18 protein-coding genes are annotated in these 17,358 nt (G+C 64.5%); 8 read left to right on the top strand and 10 right to left on the bottom strand.

What is annotated here, in order from left to right:
* The first annotated feature begins 185 nt into the window (after positions 1 to 185).
* Positions 186 to 851: an endonuclease III domain-containing protein gene (locus ABC383_RS21610; RefSeq protein ID WP_413017102.1), complete on the top strand. Its 666-nt coding sequence runs from the start codon at positions 186 to 188 to the stop codon at positions 849 to 851.
* A gap of 28 nt (positions 852 to 879) precedes the next feature.
* Here ABC383_RS21610 and ABC383_RS21605 read toward each other — a convergent pair whose 3' ends face one another.
* The 3 genes from ABC383_RS21605 to ABC383_RS21595 all read right to left on the bottom strand — a co-directional run bounded on the left by ABC383_RS21605 (position 880) and on the right by ABC383_RS21595 (position 4,557).
* Positions 880 to 2,151: a Gfo/Idh/MocA family protein gene (locus ABC383_RS21605; protein WP_413017100.1), complete on the bottom strand. Its 1,272-nt coding sequence runs from the start codon at positions 2,149 to 2,151 to the stop codon at positions 880 to 882.
* A 153-nt stretch (positions 2,152 to 2,304) separates the two neighbouring features.
* Complete coding sequence (locus ABC383_RS21600; protein WP_413017098.1) at positions 2,305 to 3,321, bottom strand: LysR family transcriptional regulator; 1,017 nt, start codon at positions 3,319 to 3,321, stop codon at positions 2,305 to 2,307.
* A gap of 234 nt (positions 3,322 to 3,555) precedes the next feature.
* A complete protein-coding gene (locus tag ABC383_RS21595) occupies positions 3,556 to 4,557 on the bottom strand; it encodes a zinc-dependent alcohol dehydrogenase family protein (protein WP_413017396.1) in 1,002 nt (333 codons plus the stop codon).
* 5 nt (positions 4,558 to 4,562) lie between these two features.
* Here ABC383_RS21595 and ABC383_RS21590 point away from each other — a divergent pair, with 5 nt between their 5' ends.
* The 3 genes from ABC383_RS21590 (at position 4,563) to ABC383_RS21580 (ending at position 6,859) form a co-directional block, all read left to right on the top strand.
* The gene (locus ABC383_RS21590) at positions 4,563 to 5,030 is read left to right on the top strand and encodes a hypothetical protein (protein ID WP_413017096.1); all 468 of its coding nucleotides are present in this window, start codon (positions 4,563 to 4,565) and stop codon (positions 5,028 to 5,030) included.
* A 190-nt stretch (positions 5,031 to 5,220) separates the two neighbouring features.
* Complete coding sequence (locus ABC383_RS21585) at positions 5,221 to 5,526, top strand: hypothetical protein (protein WP_413017095.1); 306 nt, start codon at positions 5,221 to 5,223, stop codon at positions 5,524 to 5,526.
* A 175-nt stretch (positions 5,527 to 5,701) separates the two neighbouring features.
* Positions 5,702 to 6,859, top strand: a complete 1,158-nt coding sequence (locus ABC383_RS21580) for a methyltransferase family protein (RefSeq protein WP_413017093.1) — start codon at positions 5,702 to 5,704, stop codon at positions 6,857 to 6,859.
* Positions 6,860 to 6,884: 25 nt separating this feature from the next.
* On the opposite strand, the gene ABC383_RS21575 is transcribed toward ABC383_RS21580, so the two are convergent.
* From ABC383_RS21575 to ABC383_RS21560, 4 genes are all read right to left on the bottom strand, one after another.
* Positions 6,885 to 7,298 carry a hypothetical protein gene (locus tag ABC383_RS21575; protein WP_413017091.1) on the bottom strand — a complete coding sequence of 138 codons (414 nt, stop codon included), beginning with the start codon at positions 7,296 to 7,298 and terminating at the stop codon, positions 6,885 to 6,887.
* Between the two features lie 82 nt (positions 7,299 to 7,380).
* Positions 7,381 to 8,223 carry an S-formylglutathione hydrolase gene (fghA, locus tag ABC383_RS21570; protein WP_413017089.1) on the bottom strand — a complete coding sequence of 281 codons (843 nt, stop codon included), beginning with the start codon at positions 8,221 to 8,223 and terminating at the stop codon, positions 7,381 to 7,383.
* Between the two features lie 119 nt (positions 8,224 to 8,342).
* Positions 8,343 to 8,921: an S-(hydroxymethyl)glutathione synthase gene (gene gfa / locus ABC383_RS21565; RefSeq protein WP_413017087.1), complete on the bottom strand. Its 579-nt coding sequence runs from the start codon at positions 8,919 to 8,921 to the stop codon at positions 8,343 to 8,345.
* 111 nt (positions 8,922 to 9,032) lie between these two features.
* Entirely contained in the window at positions 9,033 to 10,142 is a 1,110-nt protein-coding gene (locus ABC383_RS21560) for an S-(hydroxymethyl)glutathione dehydrogenase/class III alcohol dehydrogenase (protein ID WP_413017085.1), read from the bottom strand.
* Positions 10,143 to 10,479: 337 nt separating this feature from the next.
* On the opposite strand from ABC383_RS21560, the gene ABC383_RS21555 reads away from it, so the two are divergent.
* Complete coding sequence (locus ABC383_RS21555; protein WP_413017083.1) at positions 10,480 to 12,462, top strand: sigma-54-dependent Fis family transcriptional regulator; 1,983 nt, start codon at positions 10,480 to 10,482, stop codon at positions 12,460 to 12,462.
* A gap of 369 nt (positions 12,463 to 12,831) precedes the next feature.
* Entirely contained in the window at positions 12,832 to 13,410 is a 579-nt protein-coding gene (locus ABC383_RS21550) for a transposase (protein ID WP_413017081.1), read from the top strand.
* Between the two features lie 204 nt (positions 13,411 to 13,614).
* Here the strand turns inward: ABC383_RS21550 and ABC383_RS21545 are convergent, their stop codons facing one another.
* Positions 13,615 to 14,568: an MBL fold metallo-hydrolase gene (locus ABC383_RS21545; RefSeq protein WP_413017079.1), complete on the bottom strand. Its 954-nt coding sequence runs from the start codon at positions 14,566 to 14,568 to the stop codon at positions 13,615 to 13,617.
* Between the two features lie 60 nt (positions 14,569 to 14,628).
* Here ABC383_RS21545 and ABC383_RS21540 point away from each other — a divergent pair, with 60 nt between their 5' ends.
* Entirely contained in the window at positions 14,629 to 14,979 is a 351-nt protein-coding gene (locus tag ABC383_RS21540; protein WP_413017077.1) for a hypothetical protein, read from the top strand.
* Positions 14,976 to 15,506, top strand: coding sequence for a DUF3280 domain-containing protein (locus ABC383_RS21535; RefSeq protein ID WP_413017076.1), 531 nt, complete (start codon positions 14,976 to 14,978; stop codon positions 15,504 to 15,506). Before ABC383_RS21540 ends, ABC383_RS21535 begins: the two co-directional genes overlap by 4 nt.
* Positions 15,507 to 15,523: 17 nt before the next feature.
* Here ABC383_RS21535 and ABC383_RS21530 read toward each other — a convergent pair whose 3' ends face one another.
* Both ABC383_RS21530 and ABC383_RS21525 read right to left on the bottom strand, forming a co-directional pair.
* Entirely contained in the window at positions 15,524 to 16,360 is an 837-nt protein-coding gene (locus ABC383_RS21530; RefSeq protein WP_413017074.1) for a quinoprotein dehydrogenase-associated SoxYZ-like carrier, read from the bottom strand.
* The gene (locus ABC383_RS21525; RefSeq protein ID WP_413017072.1) at positions 16,360 to 17,295 is read right to left on the bottom strand and encodes a quinoprotein relay system zinc metallohydrolase 2; all 936 of its coding nucleotides are present in this window, start codon (positions 17,293 to 17,295) and stop codon (positions 16,360 to 16,362) included. Before ABC383_RS21525 ends, ABC383_RS21530 begins: the two co-directional genes overlap by 1 nt.
* Positions 17,296 to 17,358 lie beyond the last annotated feature (63 nt).

The following is a 17,358-nucleotide window of genomic DNA, read 5'->3' as shown; positions in this document are numbered from 1 at the left end:
TTCTCAACCTATGCTTGCGAATCCACGCAAAAAAGAGGACGGCAGCGGTGAAAAGGACACAACCGTGTTTCCGCGCAACACCTGCATAAACCGCGACAGCTATACCGGAAATGCGCATGGCTTCCCGTGGCGGGCGGCGCCGGCCGCCGGAATAGGTCGCCATGGATAGGTAGGAGATCGGCAGCATGGAGAAAAAGGCATTCGATGTCGGTGTTGCGCTGGAGCGCATACGCGCCGCCGTGCGCCCATGGCCGAAGGCGGCGCTGTTCCAGCTGGCTGACGAAGGATACCGTTCCACCTTCGAGCAGCTGCTCGCCTGCATCATCTCGATACGCACCTACGATGAGGTGACCCTTCCCGTCTCGCGCAAGCTGTTCGAGCGCGTCCGCACGCCGCGCGATGTCGCCCGGCTTGGCTACGATGAGCTCGATGCGCTGATCAGCCCTTCCACCTTCCACGAGCGCAAGGCAAGCCAGATGCTGGCAATCGCGCGGCAGGTGGACGAGGAATTCGGTGGTGTCCTTCCCGGTGACCGCTCGGTGCTGCTGTCCTTCGCGGGCGTCGGTCCGAAGTGCGCCAATCTCGTGCTGGGCATCGCCTGCGGCACGCCCTTCATCAGCGTCGATGTCCATGTGCATCGGGTCAGCGCGCGCTGGGGCTATATCAGCGCGGCGACGCCAGAGAAGGCCCTGCTGGCGCTGGAGGCGACGCTGCCGCCGCAACACTGGATTGAAATCAATGAATTGCTGGTGCCATTCGGCAAGCACGTGTGCACCGGCAAGCTGCCGCACTGCTCGACCTGTCCGGTGCGCGACATGTGCCGGCAGGTCGGCGTCACGGCCCACCGTTAGCGTTGAAGCGCGCCGCGGCTATCCTGCTTCAGGGTTCCTGCTGCGGCTCCGGGCCGCGGGTATTGCCGGGCGTGTCTAGCCTGATAACCCGCCCCGCCTGAGCGGAAGCATAGATTGCCTCGATGATGCGCTGGTCCTGCAGGCCCTCTTCGCCCGGCGTATGCGGCTGGCGGTCCTGCCGGACACATTGCGACATGTGATCGATTTCCAGCATGAACTGGTCGGAGGCGGCGATCGACGGCTCGTGGATCACTTCGCGTCCGTTTTCCAGCAGGCCGTAGCGCAGCCGGTTGCCTTCGTACGCATAGCCGGGATCGAGTTCGGCCCAGCCCAACGTGCCCTGCAGCCGCAGGAACTGCGACTTGTGGCTGTTGTAGCCGCTGCTGCAGGTGGCACTGAAGCCGGACGGAAAGCGCAGGGTGAACTGCACGCTTTCCTCGACTTCCTTGAAGCGCGGGTCGGCCGGATTGTTGCGCATGCTGCCCAGCACCTCGACCGGTTCCTCGCCCGAGAGGAAACGGGCCGCATTGATGCAATAAATGCCGACGTCGGGCAGCGGCCCGCCACCGGCCAGCGCCTTCTTCAGGCGCCACTGGCCCGGGTCGCCCATGTTCTGCGAGTTTGCAGAGATGAATTCCTTCAGCTGCCCCAGCCTGTTTTCGCGCGCCATCTTCAGCAGCGACCTGGCCAGCGGCTCATACTGGCTGCGGTAGGCAATCATCAGCTTTTTCCGCGCCTGCTGGCAGGCCTCTATCATCTGCCGGCATTCGGCCACGCTGTTGGCCATCGGTTTTTCGCACAGCACGTGCTTGCCGGCCCGCGCGGCGCGTATCGTGAATTCGGCATGCATGCTGTTGGGCAGCACGATATAGACGACCTGCACATCCGGATTGTCGGCAATGCGGTCGAAGCTGCGATAGTCGTAGATGGACTGCTCGGACAGGCCGTACTGCTGCGCCAGCTTCTGCGCCTTTGCGCGGTCGCCGCTGACCAGCGCGGTGAGCCGGGAGTATTTGCATTTGGCCAGCGCGGGCAGCAGGCGCCCGACCGTCAGCCTGCCCAGCCCCACCACGGCATAACCGATGCGCTCGGACGGCGGCAGGCTGGGTTCGGGCATCTTTTCAGGCGCTTCGGACTGCGCATGGTCGGGCGGGAAGTCGACCCTGGCAGGCCCGCCGGAGGCCTGTCCCTGTGCCTGCGCCACGACAAGCGGCGCCATGCCGGCCGCGATGCCGCCCGCATATTTCAGGAAGGTGCGCCTGCCAGCGCGTCGATCGGATGGAGAAAGGTCTTGCGGCAAGACAGATGCATCGGATGGATTCATGGACAGCCCGGCAAACAGGAGATGCGTGGTCTGACCCTGCTTTCCCGCCTTCGTTGCGCCTCCATGCCGCGCTGCCGTTGCGCATGGACAAACATTGCTTCCATGCGGCAGCCCGCCGCGCCGCCTGCCTTACTGGATGGCGGCGTCCGCGGTCTCGGTCTGCGCCTGCTGCTGCAGCGCGGGCTCCGTTGCGGCCTGCTCCATGTTGAGCCTGGCATCCGGGGAAGTCACCGCCTGCAGGGTGGAGCGGACCCATTTCAGCGCCGGGTCGCGCGCATCGCGCTCATGCCACAGCATGTCGATCTTCAAACCGGGGAGGACGAATGGCAGCGGCTTGGAGACCAGCACCGATTCCATCCTGCAGAGGTCGATCAGGTGGACCGGCATGATGGAGAGCAGGTCCGAGGAGCCGACGATCTGGCCCGCGGTGGCGAACTGGTTCACGGTCAGCATCACGCGCCGCTCGCGCCCCATCTCCGCCAGGATCTTGTCCGCCTGCCCCTGCAGGCGCCCCGAGAAATTGACCAGCACATGGTCGGCTGCGCAGTACTCGTCCAGGGTCATTTCCCGCTCCGCCAGCGGGTGTCCCCGGCGCATGATGCAGACATATTCGCTGCTGTAGAGCGCGGCATGGCAGACGCCCGACTCCACTTCCTGGTCGGTGGTCAGCTGGGCCACGATGCCGGGGAAGGAACCGACCGCAAGGTCGATTTCGCCGCGCAGCAGCGCCGGGCGCGGGTCGCGGCTCAACAGCGGCAGGGTCTGCAGCGTGAGCCTGGGCGCGACGTCCTTGACCAGCCTGATCAGCGGCGGCAGCACCAGCGAAGCGGTCGAGTCGGCCATGCACAGCCGCAGGGTTTTCTGGATATTGGACAGGTCCCTGGGCTCCGAGCCCAGCGCGGCTTCCAGCGTTGCCAGCGCCAGCCGTACGGCCGGCCGCAGATCCTCGGCGCGTGCCGTCGGCTTCACGCCATGGGCGGTCCGGACGAACAGTTCATCGTCCACCACGGCGCGCAGGCGCTTGATCGCATTGGACACCGCCGGCTGCGTGGTGGCGAGCCGGTCGGCTGCGCGGGTAAGATTCAACTCGGTCATCACCGCGTCGAATACCCGTAGAAGATTCAGATCAAGGTTCAGGAAACTCATGGTGTGCTGTGGACTGCGTAACAATGTTGGCCGCGCGGAAACGAAACAGTACCATGCTATGGGCATTTCGACTCGCGCCTTTAATATACTGCAGTGCACCATAAAACTGGGATTCGCGGTTCGGAACCGGCGAATGGATCAATAAAAGGCCGGGTTAACGCAGCCGTTCAGAACAAAAACGTTTCCCTTAATGCAATAGCCCACGCCGTTAACCGCCAGCGTCCCATGCATGCCTTAACGCTGTCCCGTCGGCGGCACCAGCACGGCCGCGCCATCGAAGGCGCCGGCACGCAGGGCATCGAGCGCCTGGTTGGCCCGGTCGAGGGGAAACGGCACCGACCTGGTGTGAATGCGGCGGCGGGCAACGCGCTGGAAAAACGCTTCCCCGTCATGCCGGGTCAGATTGGCAACCGAGCGCAGCTGGCGCTCTCCCCAAAGCAGGGCATAGGGGAAGGCGGGAATGTCGGACATGTGGATGCCGGCGCAGATCACGTCGCCGCCCTTGCGCACGTGGGACAGTGCGGCAGGCACCAGCGCGCCGTCGGGTGCGAACAGCAGGGCGGCGTCCAGCGCTGCCGGCGGCGGATGCAGCGCATCGCCGGCCCATGCCGCGCCCAGCGAGCGCGCGAACTGCTGGCTGCGGCTGTCCCCGGGACGGGTAAAGGCAAACACTTCGCGGCCGTCCTGCAGGGCAAGCTGGGTCAGGATGTGGGCGGCCGCGCCAAATCCGTAAATGCCGATGCGCGCCGCTTCCTTCTGCACCATGGAATAGGCCCGGAAGCCGATCAGGCCGGCACACAGCAGCGGCGCGGCCTCGATATCGTCATACGCGTCGGGCAGGGCAATGCAGTAGGCGGCGTCGGCAACCGTGTATTGCGCATAGCCGCCGTCGATGTCATAGCCGGTAAAGCGGCCCTGGTCGCACAGGTTTTCACGGTGCATGCGGCAGAAGTCGCAGACGCCGCAGGTATGCCCCAGCCAGGGCACGCCGACGCGCCGGCCGACCAGCGAGGCATCCACGCCCTCGCCCGCCCGCACCACTATGCCGGCGATTTCGTGGCCGGGCACCAGGGGCAGCCTGTGCGGCGGCAGTTCGGCGTCGACGATATGCAGGTCGGTACGGCAGACGCCGCAGGCGCCGACGCGCAGCAGCACCTGCCCCGGTCCCGGCACAGGCACATCCCGCCATTCGCCCCGCAGCGGCTCGCCGGGGCGATGCAGCACCATCGCAAACATGTTCGATGCAATCTGGCCTGCGTTTTCCATCGCGTTCCTCCCTTCTGCTCCACCAGACCGCCTGCCCGGCCGCGCCACGCGGTGCCTTCGTTGTCGGAGGAAGCGCAACCAGACTAAAACGGCCCCTGCTTCCTGCCTTGATCGGTCTCAACCCGGGCTGGCGACAAAATTTCCCGCCGGAAAGTGGACTGATGTGTGCAGATCCTTTGCATTACCCGCATTCAATTGTTGTGGATGGTCCGGAGGAAATGGCTGTGGACAAGTCGCTTGCGACGATTTTTGAGCACACCAATTTTCTTTTTCAAAATCAACGACATATGATTTATCCACCCAAGATATCCACAAGCTTACCCACGGATTTTGTGCGTAACTTTTGCCGTTTATTTCAGCACTCCGGTAAAAGTCGCGTTCCCGCGGTCGAGGCCGGCATCGCTTGCAGCGCTATCGACAAGCGCAGTCATCCTCTCTGCTAACCGAAGGCGAACAGGCAACGGCCCTCTACGTACATTCAGCAGGTGTATGACCGACATTGCGGATCAAAATGCCGGGATTCAACTTTTCCGGTTTATACTGCACCGCAACAATAAAGTTCTCCGCATCAACACATTTACGCTTCCGGCAGGCTTTCCGACAGGAACATTGCCGGTTCAAAAAGGAAAATCCATGAAACGCTTCGCTTCCTCACTCGCCCTGCTCGCCGCCGTCCTGTTCGCCGCGCCAGCCATGGCCGCCAATACGAGTACCTGCACCGCACTGTCCCAGCAGCTGCAGAAGAAGACCGCCGAGTTCGTTAAGATCAATGCCGACGGCCATAACCCGGTGCATACCGTCAAGGCCACGCCTGCCGACTTCCATCAAGGCGTCAGCAAGCGCGACAGCGCGCTGCATGCCATCGCCAACGACGTCTGGACCTTGCGTGCCGAGATGGCCAGCCGCGGCTGCAGCCAGGCTGACGCATTCGCCTACTGATGTCTTTCCCGGCAAGGCAATCGCGCCGCGGATTGCTTTGCCGCTGATGTCCTTGCCGCCGCGCTTGACAGTCCGGCGCCGGCCGTTACCCTAGTCTGCAGCAGGGCCATCCCGGCTTCCTGCCAAGACGGAGGTGACATGCCAGAGTCGGCAGCAATCGCGCGGGCAGGCGGCAATGGACGCGCGGCCTGAACTGCTGACTGCCGCGCCGGTGCAACGCGCCGCCCCGCTCCCGCCGCTGCCGGAGTCCAGGCGCATCCTGGGCAGTTATGCGGCCAGCATCGCGGTCATCCTGGCCGGCCTCTCCTTCTACACAACCCTCAGTCCCTATTACCTCTGGCTATACCGCCTCAGCTGGCGGCCGATGCTGGCCGGCCACGTATCGCCTCTCACCATCGACCTGAAGCTGGCGCTGTGGTCCTGCGCCGCGGTGTATGCGGTCGCGCTGCTGCCCTATTACGCATTGCGCCGGGGCCGCTGGAGCAATGCGGCCACCATGGCGGGCTACCTGTACCGCCGCTGGAAAGCCAGCCGCAATGTCCACGCGGCCGTTGTCGCCACCGACAGCGAGCGGCAGGCGATGCTGTGCCTGCTGCTGAAGTGGATCTTCATGCCCTTCTGCATACACGGCCTGCTCGCCTATTTGGCCTATACCAATGACCAGCTGCTCGACCTCGCGGCCGTATTCAGGCAGGGCAATGGCCAGGGATGGTTTGCGCTGTACAACAGCCACCTGCATTACTTCGTCCTGAACCTGATCTTCCTGGTGGACTTCTTTCCCTTCGTGGTGGGCTACCTGGTGCAGGCGCGCTGCCTGGACAACGAAGTCGTCAGCGTCGACCCCAGCCTGCGCGGGTGGGTGGCCTGCCTGGCCTGCTATCCGCCCTTCAATGTCGCGATGGTGGCCTTGCTGCCATGGCAGGTGGTGGAACTGGCGCCAGCCTATCCGGCGTTTTCCCAGGCCACGCACCTGGCGCTCAATGGTCTGCTGCTGGCGCTGTTCGCCTGTTATGCATCGGCCAGCGTGTCGCTGGGCTTCAAGAGCTGCAACCTGATGCACCGCGGCGTGGTACGCACCGGGCTCTACCGGCACATCAGGCATCCGGCCTACCTGTTCAAGAACCTGGCATGGTGGACCGGCGCGCTGCCGCTGCTGGCCGGCCTGCTGCACACATCGCCCAGGCAATTCTTCTGGACGCTGTTCTGCATCGGCGGCTGGAGCGCCATCTACCTGCTGCGCGCACTCTGCGAGGAGCGGCACCTGTCCAGGCACGCGGACTACCGCGCCTACATGGCGCAGGTGCCTTACCGCTTCATTCCCGGCATTTGCTGATAGCGCCGCCGGGCCTGTCGCGGAACTACTTCTTGCTTCCGGCGCCGGTGCCCGGAACGCCGGTTTCCGGCGAGCCCGATACGCCCGGTCCGCCCGAGGCGCCGGTCTTGGGCGCACTGCCCGAGGTACCTGAGGATGTGGTGCCCGTGCCGGTAGCGCCCGCAGTGCCGGTGCTGCCTGGCATCGCGCCCACGCCCGGCGCGCCCGAGGTCGCGGTGCCGACCGAGCCGGAACCCGAGGTGGAAGGCCGGTCGGCGCCATTGGTTACCGAGCGGTCGGCATTGCTGGTCGCGTTGGCCTTGGACTTGGGCTGCTTGCCCGACTGCGACGAAGTCGACGCATCGCCGCCCGTGCTGTTCTGGGCCTGCACGCTGGTGCTGATGCCTAAGGCCGCGGCGCAGGCAAGCGCCAGGCCGATACGCGATAAGGTTGGCTTCATGATGCGCTCCGTTAAAGAATGCAATTTCGATACGGACCGGGGGCCGAAGTTCCTGCTATGAGCGCAGGGCTTGCGACGCCGGTCAAGCCAGTTGCGCGGCATGATGCCGCAGGTGGTCCTCGATGAAGGTGGCAATGAAGTAGTAGCTATGGTCATAACCGGGCTGCATGCGCAGGTGCAGCGGCACGTCGGCCTCTTCGCAGGCGGCACTGAGCAGTTCGGGCTTGAGCTGCGAGGCCAGGAACTGGTCGCCGCTGCCCTGGTCGACCAGGATCGGTCCTCCCTTCCAGCCGCGGCTTTGCACCAGTGCCGTGGCGTCGTAATCGGCCCATGCGGCGCGGTCCGCGCCAAGGTAGCCGGTCAAAGCCTTTTCGCCCCAGGGGCAGCGCATCGGCGAGGAGATCGGCGCGAAGGCGGAAATGGAGCGGAAGCGCTCGGGGTTCTTGAGCCCTATGGTCAGCGCGCCATGGCCGCCCATGGAATGGCCGGCGATGCCGGCGCGCGACAGGTCGAGCGCAAAGTGTGCGCCCACCAGGTCCGGCAGCTCCCGGGCGACATAGGAATACATGCGGTAGTTGGCCGACCACGGCGCCTCGGTCGCATCGACATAGAAGCCCGCGCCCAGGCCGAAGTCATAGCTGGCATCGTCGCCCGGAAAGCGCACGCCGCGCGGGCTGGTGTCGGGCGCGACGATGGCCATGCCCAGTTGCGCCGCCACCCGCTGCGCGCCGGCCTTCACCGTGAAGTTTTCCTCGGTGCAGGTCAGCCCGGAAAGCCAGAACAGCACCGGCACCTTGGCCTGCTGCGCCTGCGGCGGCAGATAGATCGCCACGCGCATCGGGCAGCCGGTTGCCGCCGAGTCATGGCTGAACACGGTTTGCATGCCGTCGAAGCACTTGTTTTCCGAAATGGTCTTGATGCTCATGGATAGTCTCTGTCTCTCGCGCTGGTTGTTGCTGGTGGATAGTGATGGATGCCGATCGATGCCGATGCAGGCCGGCAGTCCGAATGGCCGGGCCGCTGAAGCAGCCCGGCCGGCCTGGCTCAGGCCGCGAGCTTACCCGAAGCCTTGGCGATATGCGTGGCGATCGCATCCATCAGCGGCGGCGACAGCGCGTCATACGGCTCCAGGCCCAGCTCCTTCAGGCGCGACCGGACCGCGCCCATGTTGGCCGGATCGGCGCCGGATTCGATGATGGAGGACACGAAGGCGGCAAACTCGGGCGCCGCCCAGCCCTTGTCCGGCGACAGCTCGGTGTGCACGAAGTCCAGGCCGTAGAAGGGATGCGCCTTGTTTTCAATGCGGCCGAACATGTGCACGCCGCACTCCTTGCAGGCATGGCGCTGTATGGTGGCGCTGGGGTCGACCACCTGCAGCTTCTCCTCGTGGGCCACCACTTTCACCTTGTCGCGCGACACCACCGCCACCTGCGAGAACAGCACGCCTTCCGGCTTCCAGCACTTGGTGCAGCCGCAGACATGGTTGTGCGCGGTCTGGGCGCCGATCTCGACCTCCACCTTGTCCTGCGCGCAATGGCACACCAGCCTGCCGCCGGAGAACGAGGGCGATGCCGGCTGGATGCCGTTGTCGACCGCTGGATGGATTTTCACTTCACTGCTCATATTGGTCTCCTCATTGTTGATGAACCGGCGCCGGCGCCGGGCCGCGGCACAGCCCTGCCAGCCATTCAGGAGCTCCGGCCGCGCGGCCGGATTGCCGCTCACAAGCCCGTTTCAGAACGTGACCACCGAGCGGATCGACTTCCCTTCATGCATCAGGTCGAAGGCGTCATTGATCTTTTCCAGCGGCATCACATGGGTAATCAGGTCATCGATGTTGATCTTGCCCTCCATGTACCAGTCGACGATCTTGGGCACGTCGGTGCGGCCGCGCGCGCCGCCGAAGGCCGAGCCCTGCCAGACCCGCCCGGTGACGAGCTGGAACGGCCTGGTGGAAATTTCCTGGCCTGCGCCGGCCACGCCGATGATGGTGCTCTTGCCCCAGCCCTTGTGGCAGCACTCCAGCGCCTGCCGCATCAGGTTCACATTGCCGATGCATTCGAAGGTGTAGTCGGCGCCGCCTTTGGTCAGGTCCACCAGGTAGGGCACGATGTCGCCCTGCACTTCCTTGGGGTTGACGAAGTGGGTCATGCCGAACTTGCGCGCCAGTTCCTCCCGCGCCGGGTTGATGTCGACGCCGATGATCATGTTGGCGCCGACCATCTTCGCGCCCTGGATCACGTTCAGGCCAATGCCGCCCAAACCGAACACCACCACCGTCGAGCCCGGCTCCACCTTGGCGGTATAGATCACCGCGCCGATGCCGGTGGTCACGCCGCAGCCGATGTAGCACACCTTCTCGAAGGGCGCATCCTCGCGGATCTTGGCCAGCGCGATTTCCGGCACCACGGTGTAGTTGGCGAAGGTGGACGTGCCCATGTAATGGAACACTTCCTTGCCGCCGAGCTTGAAGCGGCTGGTGCCGTCCGGCATCACGCCGCGGCCCTGGGTGCTGCGTATGGCCTGGCACAGATTGGTCTTCTGCGACAGGCAGTACTCGCATTGCCGGCATTCCGGCGTGTACAGCGGAATCACATGGTCGCCCGGCTTCAGGCTCTTGACGCCTTCGCCAACCTCGACCACGATGCCGGCGCCCTCATGGCCCAGGATGGCCGGAAAGATGCCTTCGGGATCGTCACCCGACAGCGTGAACATGTCGGTATGGCAGATGCCCGTGGCCTTGATCTCCACCAGCACCTCGCCTGCGCGCGGGCCTTCCAGCTGCACTGTTTCTATCGTCAGCGGTGCGCCCGCCTTGTGGGCTACTGCGGCTCGTACATCCATGTAAAACTCCTTGAGGATTGATTTGGAAAAAACAGCCAGCTGAAAAACGGGCATACACTCGACTGCAAGGCTGGACGAACGCAGCCCGGATTGAGCTGAATTCGGGACATCTGCCGCCTTCCTGTCTTGTTTATCGAACAGTTCAAAAAAGCAAATTAGGTGTTTACACGAAGACGCCAGTTCATCTAAGCTCAGCACAGCCTTACAGCCCCTATCAAGCACCGTTGCAGGGGCCTTGATCGGCACCATCAGCAAAAACCGAGCCACCAGAACTCGGACGCGGTCAGGGAGGCGAAAAAAACAGGGCGTCCGCAAGGACAGCTCATGGAGACGAGACATGTTGACGCAAGAGCATCATCGCAGCCGCATCCAGTCGGCCGTTGAACGCATTTCGAGCGCGCCCGTCGCAGTGCCCAATCACATCACCGATTCCTGGATGCGCTGCATGCGGGACTACCAGCTCGATCCGGCCATCGTGATCGAACCCTACATCGTGGAAAAGGCCGAGCTGCAGGAAAGGCAGCACCGCCTGTCCCATGTGCTGAGCGCGGCCAAGGCGGAAATGACCAACCTGTTCCAGCAGATCGCCGGCTCGGGCTATGCCATCATGCTGACCGATGCCGACGGCGTGCTGATGAACTACTTTGGCGACCTCGGCTTTACCCATGCCGCTTCCAAGACCGGCATGATGCCTGGCGCGGTCTGGTCGGAACGCTACCAGGGCACCAACGGCATGGGCACTGCGCTGCTGGAAAAACGGCCGACCATGGTGCAGCAGTATGACCACTTCCTGTTCCGCAACACCGGCCTGACCTGTGCCGCGGCGCCCATCTTCGATACCAACGGCGACGTGCTGGCGGTGCTGGACGCCTCGGGCGAAACCCACCTTGCGCCCAAGCATGTGCTGGACCTGGTCAACATGTCGGTGCACACCATCGAGAACCGGATCTTCCTGAAGTCCTTCGAGGGCCGGCGCTTCATGCATTTTCATAGCCGCCCGGAATTCGTCGGCACCGTCAACGCCGGCATTCTGGCGCTGGATGACGACGACCGTATCGTCGCCGCCACGCGGCATGCGCTGCTTCAGCTGGGCGTCAAGTCCTGCGAACTGCTGCACCATCCGCTGGAAGAATTCTTCAATGTATCGTTCGACTCCCTGAGCCGAGAGACCAGCAAGCTGGCCAAGCCGGTGGCCCCCATCTTCGACGCCCGCTTCGGCCGGCGCTTCTATGCCTATGGCGCAGCAACGGCAAGGAACTGCGTGCTGCCTTGCGCCGGGCTGCCGGCCAGCGGCTGCGACGCCGACGAGCATGGCTGCCGCACGCCGCTGGAGCGCCTGCGCTATGGCCATGAGCCGACCATGAGCCGCAACATCGACGCCGCCAGCCGGGTGCTGGAACGCGACGTGCCTATCCTGCTGTATGGCGAAACCGGCACCGGCAAGGAGATGTTCGCCAAGGCGCTGCACCAGACCAGCCAGCGCGCCGGCCAGCCTTTCGTGGCGATCAACTGCGCATCGATACCGGAGTCGCTGATCGAGAGCGAACTGTTCGGCTACAAGTCGGGCGCCTTCACCGGCGCCAGCAAGGAAGGCCAGCGCGGCAAGATCTTCCAGGCCAACGGCGGCACGCTGTTCCTCGACGAAATCGGCGACATGCCATTCGCCTTGCAGGCGCGTCTGCTGCGGGTGCTGGAAGAGCGCGAGGTTGCGCCGCTGGGCAGCGAGATGCCGGTGCGCATCGACATCCGCCTCATCAGCGCCACCCACTGCGACCTGCTTGAAAAGATCGAGCGCCGCGAATTCCGGGAAGACCTGTACTACCGGCTGCAGGGCCTGACGCTGACCATGCCGCCGCTGCGGGAACGCGGCGACCGGCGCGAACTGATCGAGCACCTGCTGCGCAGCGAGCAGACCGACTGCGGCGAGCTGTCGATGACGCCGGAACTGGTGGATGCGCTGGACCAGTACCGCTGGCCCGGCAACGTGCGGCAGCTGCGCAATGTGCTGCGCACCATGGTGGCGCTGCGCCGTGCCGACCTGCTGACCCTGGCCGACCTGCCGCCGGACATCCTGCGCGCCCGCCAGGCGCAGCCGGCGCCGCCGCAGGAGGCAATGCAGCAGCAGGAATGCCAGCTCAATCCCCTGAAGTCGGCCGAACGCGAGGCCCTGCTGCAGGTGTTGAAGCGGGCGCGCTGGAACATCAGCACCGTGGCAAGGGAACTGGGCGTGGGGCGCAATACGCTGTACCGCAAGCTGGAGCGGCTCAATATCGATCTTTCAGATGGGAAGAAGCCATGTGGAGAGGCAGATAGGCGGTAGGGGTGGGGTCCGGTTCGCCTTGCCGGCGGCGGAGGCTGGCGCTACCGGCGCCGTTGACATTGCGTCTGCCGTTGCTTTGGACGTACGCGCAGCGACCGTTGCGGTTGCCTCTGAAGTGGCCGTTGTCGTTGCGGTTGCTTTTGAAGTGGCCGTTGCAGTGAAGTCCCGTTGAGCGCGCCGTATCAGCGATGCCCGGAGCGGGAAAAGGTGCGGCGTCTGTTTGAGCGCCGCGCAGCGGAGCGAGTTTAGCCGCGCCCCGATCCGGGTACCGCTCAATACTGTCCGGCACAACACATGCTTTACGACTCATGTAGGCGTAAGCTGTGTCGCTTGGCAGCGGTACCTGCGTACTTGCCGCGAGGGGGCCTGATGTACCAGGATCAAATCATTCTCGATCGCGTCCCATTGCGCGGCTCCAAGTCCCTGGAACAGATGGCCGCCTGCCTGGCCAAGCTGCACAAGGTTGGAACCGCACACGACAAGGCCAACAACCGGCAATTTTTCTGCGATCAGTACGTCGGCTTGTTGCTTCTGTATTTCTTCAACCCGACCGTAAGAACGCTGCGCGGCATGCGCAAGCTCTTCGAGTCTGTGCAACTTGTGCAGATACAAACCGGTACCAGTCGCCTGGTGTTGCTGACGGACCAACTGCAAATGCCCGCCGATCTGATTGCGCTGGCGTACCGCTATCGATGGAGCATCGAGTCATTCTTCCGCTGGTTCAAGTGCATTCTAGGTTGCCGTCATCTGCTCGGCGAGTCGCTCAATGCCCTGCGCATGCAAGTCTATGCGCGCCTGATCGCCAGCCTGCTGCTATCCATCTGGACCAATCAGCAGCCGACCAGGCGCACCTTCGAGATGGTGCGCCATTACATGGCCGGATGGGCCACGGAAGAGGAACTGCAACGACACCTCAGCGAGAACAGCAGGCAACCTTCAGGGCCATAGCAGGCAGTGTGCCGGACAGTATTGGGCGATGCCCAGAGCGGGGCGCTCAACGGGATTTCACTGCAACGGCCACTTCAAAAGCAACCCCAACGACAACGGTCGATGCGCGTACGTCAAAAGCAGCTGGATCAATAGCCATTCCGGAGGAGCATCCTTAAAAACGCCCGCAGAAAACGATATTCCGTACGCATCGCCCCAGCGCAATCACGGCGCATTCAGGTAGGCATTCTCCAGACGCAGGTAGAGCTGCTCCACATTCTTCCTATGCATGCTGTCATACAGCGCCCAGTCCCGATACGCCGGCAGCGGCGCGGACGCGGCAGCTTCGCCCAGGCTGACGCGCTGCAGGAAGGCTGCCTGCACCGCCGGCCTGATTGCGGCCAGGTAGCCGGCCAGCTCCGGCAGCCTTGCGGCATCGAACACCGGGCCCGCGCCCGGCACGATGCGCGCCGGCGCAATCCGTCCCAGGCTGCGCAGCGCCGCCTGCCACTGGCCGAGATCGGCATCCTTCAGGTCCGGAATCCGGTCCATCGTCACCATGCCGCCGCCGAACAGCGTGCCGCTCTCGCGGTCCAGCACGGCGATCGCGCCGGGCGCGGAGGTAGGGCCGTAATACAGCAGGTCCAGCGTGCGGCCGCCCGCCGAAATCGTTGCCGGACCGTCGATGAGCCGGCTGGGCCGCGTGACGACGGTGCCTTCCATCTCCGCCTCGCCCAGCGCCTGCACCAGCTGCTTCAGGCAACGCTGGCAGCGGGCCGCGATGAAGGCGTCGGTGTCACGGTGCGCCAGCACCGGCACGCCCATGTCGCGCAGGACGCCGTTGCCAAACACATGGGCCGGGTTCTGGTGGGTGTTGATGGCCAGCACCACCGGCAGCGGCGTGATGCGCCGTATCTGCGCCAGCAGCTGCCGCAGGTAGCGGGCGCTGGTGCCGGTGTCGATCAGCACCACGCCGCTGTCGCCGACCAGGATGCCGATGTTGCCGACCACGCCATGGTTGGACGGCGCCGCGTCCTCCGGCGCGGCAATGACGGCGTACACCCCTGGCGCAAGCTGTTCCGGTTCTGGAACAGCCGCGGCGACGGCGGCGGCGCACAGCGCAGCGCTGGCGAGGACGGCGCAGAGGCGTGGCAACAATCTTGCTAGAGCAACCTTCATCACGTAGCGAGCCTCGCTGCTGTGGAGCGCCGGCGTGGCACATATCGAAAGGGAGACCAGATGAAAAGCACGTTCACGGTAGCCAGCGCAGCGCTCTGCGCTGCAATCCTCGTGCCCGGCATTGCCGCGGCCAATGACTTTCCGACCACGGCGCGCATGGAATACGTGCTGGAATGCATGAAGGACCATGGCGGCAAATACGAGTTCCTGTACAAATGCTCCTGCGCGGTCGACAGGATCGCCGACAAGCTGAAGTATGACGATTACCTCGAAGCGTCGACTGCGCTGCGGCACCAGTCGATGGCCGGCGAACGCGGCAGCGAGTTCCGCGACCCGCCCAAGGTGCGCGAGATGGCCAGGCACTACAAGGCGATACAGCAGCAGGCCGGCGACGCCTGCCTGATGAAATGAAGCACGGCACGCGGCGCCGGCTGCTCGCGCTGGCAGCCTGCCTGCTGCTGTCGCCGCTTGCCGCCAGGGCAGCCGATGCGCCGTTGAAGAGCATCGTGATGCTGGACTTCGAACTGATCGACCCGACCCTGGACCGCGCCTCCGATCAGGCCCAGCGCGAGCGGCTGAAAAAGATTTCCGCCCTGCTGCGGCAGCAGTTCATCGACAAGGGTTTCTACCGGGTGCTCGACACCGCCCCGCAGCAGGCCATGATCGACGACCTGAAGTCGCGCTTCATGCTGTATGACTGCAACGGTTGCGACATCGACATCGGCCGGGCGCTGGGCGCGGACCGGGTGATGACGGCCTGGGTGCAGAAGGTCAGCAACCTGATCCTGAACATCAATATCCAGATCAACGATGTCGCCTCCGGCCAGGCGCTGCTCAACAAGTCGGTCGACATACGCGGCAACACCGACACCAGCTGGGAGCGCGGCATCCGCTACATGGTGCGCAGCATGGAGGAGAAGGGACAGGGCAACCGCTGAGCCGGCGCGCCAGTAGCCTAATTGGCCTTCACCGCCAGGCTGGTCTTGTAGGAAAGATCCTGTGAATCGATTGCTTCCACGGTCAGTGTGCCTTCCTTGTGCGGCACGAAATAGAAACGGAAGTTCGGGTTCTCACTGATGGAGATATCGGTTTCGGCGCTCAGGATGCGCTTGCCGTTGTACGCCACTTCCAGATGCTTGACGAAATGCGGCGGCGTGTAGAGCCGGGTTACCTGGTCCATGGCCAGCCCGGAGAAGTTCGGATGCCTGATCATCAGCTGCACCTGCTGCGGCTGGTCCAGGCTGCCCGACTGTTCCAGCGCCAGCTTCATCCTGCCGATGCCGGCCGCCGCTTCGGCCGGGTCCTTGCCGGCCGGGGCCGAGCAGCCGCCGGAGGCCTTCACGTAGTTGCTGCTCATGTGCAGGCTGCCGTCGTTCATCTCCACGATGACCCGCACGTCGGTATATTCCTCGATCCTGACCCGGGTCTCGATGTCAGCCCGGCCCAGGTCCGGCGTCATCGAGAACACCGCCGCCAGCGGCGCCGGGTTCTTGTCGATCACCAGGTAGAGCTTGCTGATGTAGCGCTCGGCACTTTGCGGCGCCCGTGTCTTGATGGTGATCGGCACCACCGCCGCATCCTGCGCCCGCACCGGCGTGACCAGTTCGACCAGCTGCGCGGCATCGGCGGCGATCACGCGGTTCTGGAACAGGCCGGGCCTGATCTTGCTCCAGTTGTCAGTGGCATGCGCCGGTTGCAGCATGGCTGCTGCCGCCAGCGCGATCAGTGCGGCGCTGCAGGCCTTGCGCAGCGTGCGTGTCGGCCTGGCCGCCGCGGCATGGTGGTGGCGCATCAGTTTTCCCATTCAAGTTCGGTGTAGGCGGTGGTGACGTTGCGGCGGTGGTAGGCATCGAACAGCAGCCAGCCGGACGCCGGCGCATGCTCTGCCTGCGCAATGGTCTGTGTCAGCGTGCTGCCGGCCTTGATCGCGGCCCGCGTGCCGTCCTGCAGGCTGCGCAGATAGCGTTCCTGCGGGTCAAGCACGGCAGGCCAGTTGCCGCTGACCGGCCCGTGTCCCGGTATCGCGATGCGCACCGGCATCGGGCGAAGGGCCTGCATCACCGCCAGCCATCCTTTCAGGCTGCCATCGAGCGAAGGCACGCGCTCCTCGAACAGCAGGTCGCCCAGCCACAGCGTGGCGGTGTTGCGGTCCAGTACGGTCAGGTCGGCATCGGTATGGGCGGTGGGCCAGGCATGCAGCAGCAGTTCTCGCCCGCCAAGGTCGATCGTCATTTCCCCGGTGACGGACCGGCCTGGCAGTATCATCGCCGTGCGCGCCGCCTGCTGCTCGCCAAGCTCGCGCGCCAGCGCCTTGCGGTAATGCGGCCACCTGGCCTGCAGCGCCGCGGCAAGATGCTGGTGCCCGATGAAGACCGGCTTGTCGGCAGCGAAGGCGGCATTGCCGAATACATGATCGGGATGGGCATGGGTGTTGATCACATGACACACCGGCAGGCGGGTGCGCTGCCGTATCGCCTGCCGCAGCCGGTCGCCCACTTCCACGCTGCCGCCGGTGTCGATCACGGCAACGCAGCGGTCCCCGACGATGAAACCGATGTTGGCGATGTCGCCCTGGTTGCTGCCGCTGGTTTCCTGGTGCAGGCCCTGGTGCACGAAGATGCCCGGCGCCACTTCCCGCATGGACAGGGCGGCGCTCTCCGCGCCGGCCGGCACGGCCAGGCAGAGCGAGCAACTCATCAGCAGGCAGGCAAGGCTGCGCATGCCCATCGCCACCCTCCTTTCCAGAGCCCGTGCCGGCTGTCGCGCGCAGTGCCGCCGCCGGCGGCGCAA

This window comes from Noviherbaspirillum phoenicis (assembly GCF_047237965.1).
In the GTDB taxonomy this organism is placed as follows: Bacteria; Pseudomonadota; Gammaproteobacteria; order Burkholderiales; family Burkholderiaceae_D; genus Noviherbaspirillum_A.
Note: the sequence above shows the minus strand (reverse complement) of the source record. Positions and strands in the feature narration are given on the sequence as shown.

Bases quoted from the DNA above. Each gene is read 5' to 3' on its own strand.
- ABC383_RS21610 (WP_413017102.1), top strand. From the start codon at position 186: ATGGAGAAAAAGGCATTCGATGTCGGTGTTGCGCTGGAGCGCATACGC.
- ABC383_RS21595 (WP_413017396.1), bottom strand. From the start codon at position 4,557: ATGTTTGCGATGGTGCTGCATCGCCCCGGCGAGCCGCTGCGGGGCGAA.
- ABC383_RS21560 (WP_413017085.1), bottom strand. From the start codon at position 10,142: ATGGATGTACGAGCCGCAGTAGCCCACAAGGCGGGCGCACCGCTGACG.
- ABC383_RS21575 (WP_413017091.1), bottom strand. From the start codon at position 7,298: ATGAAGCCAACCTTATCGCGTATCGGCCTGGCGCTTGCCTGCGCCGCG.
- ABC383_RS21525 (WP_413017072.1), bottom strand. From the start codon at position 17,295: ATGGGCATGCGCAGCCTTGCCTGCCTGCTGATGAGTTGCTCGCTCTGC.
- ABC383_RS21550 (WP_413017081.1), top strand. From the start codon at position 12,832: ATGTACCAGGATCAAATCATTCTCGATCGCGTCCCATTGCGCGGCTCC.
- ABC383_RS21600 (WP_413017098.1), bottom strand. From the start codon at position 3,321: ATGAGTTTCCTGAACCTTGATCTGAATCTTCTACGGGTATTCGACGCG.
- ABC383_RS21580 (WP_413017093.1), top strand. From the start codon at position 5,702: ATGGACGCGCGGCCTGAACTGCTGACTGCCGCGCCGGTGCAACGCGCC.
- gfa (WP_413017087.1), bottom strand. From the start codon at position 8,921: ATGAGCAGTGAAGTGAAAATCCATCCAGCGGTCGACAACGGCATCCAG.
- fghA (WP_413017089.1), bottom strand. From the start codon at position 8,223: ATGAGCATCAAGACCATTTCGGAAAACAAGTGCTTCGACGGCATGCAA.
- ABC383_RS21530 (WP_413017074.1), bottom strand. From the start codon at position 16,360: ATGCGCCACCACCATGCCGCGGCGGCCAGGCCGACACGCACGCTGCGC.
- ABC383_RS21590 (WP_413017096.1), top strand. From the start codon at position 4,563: ATGCAATCTGGCCTGCGTTTTCCATCGCGTTCCTCCCTTCTGCTCCAC.
- ABC383_RS21540 (WP_413017077.1), top strand. From the start codon at position 14,629: ATGAAAAGCACGTTCACGGTAGCCAGCGCAGCGCTCTGCGCTGCAATC.
- ABC383_RS21535 (WP_413017076.1), top strand. From the start codon at position 14,976: ATGAAGCACGGCACGCGGCGCCGGCTGCTCGCGCTGGCAGCCTGCCTG.
- ABC383_RS21555 (WP_413017083.1), top strand. From the start codon at position 10,480: ATGTTGACGCAAGAGCATCATCGCAGCCGCATCCAGTCGGCCGTTGAA.
- ABC383_RS21545 (WP_413017079.1), bottom strand. From the start codon at position 14,568: ATGAAGGTTGCTCTAGCAAGATTGTTGCCACGCCTCTGCGCCGTCCTC.
- ABC383_RS21585 (WP_413017095.1), top strand. From the start codon at position 5,221: ATGAAACGCTTCGCTTCCTCACTCGCCCTGCTCGCCGCCGTCCTGTTC.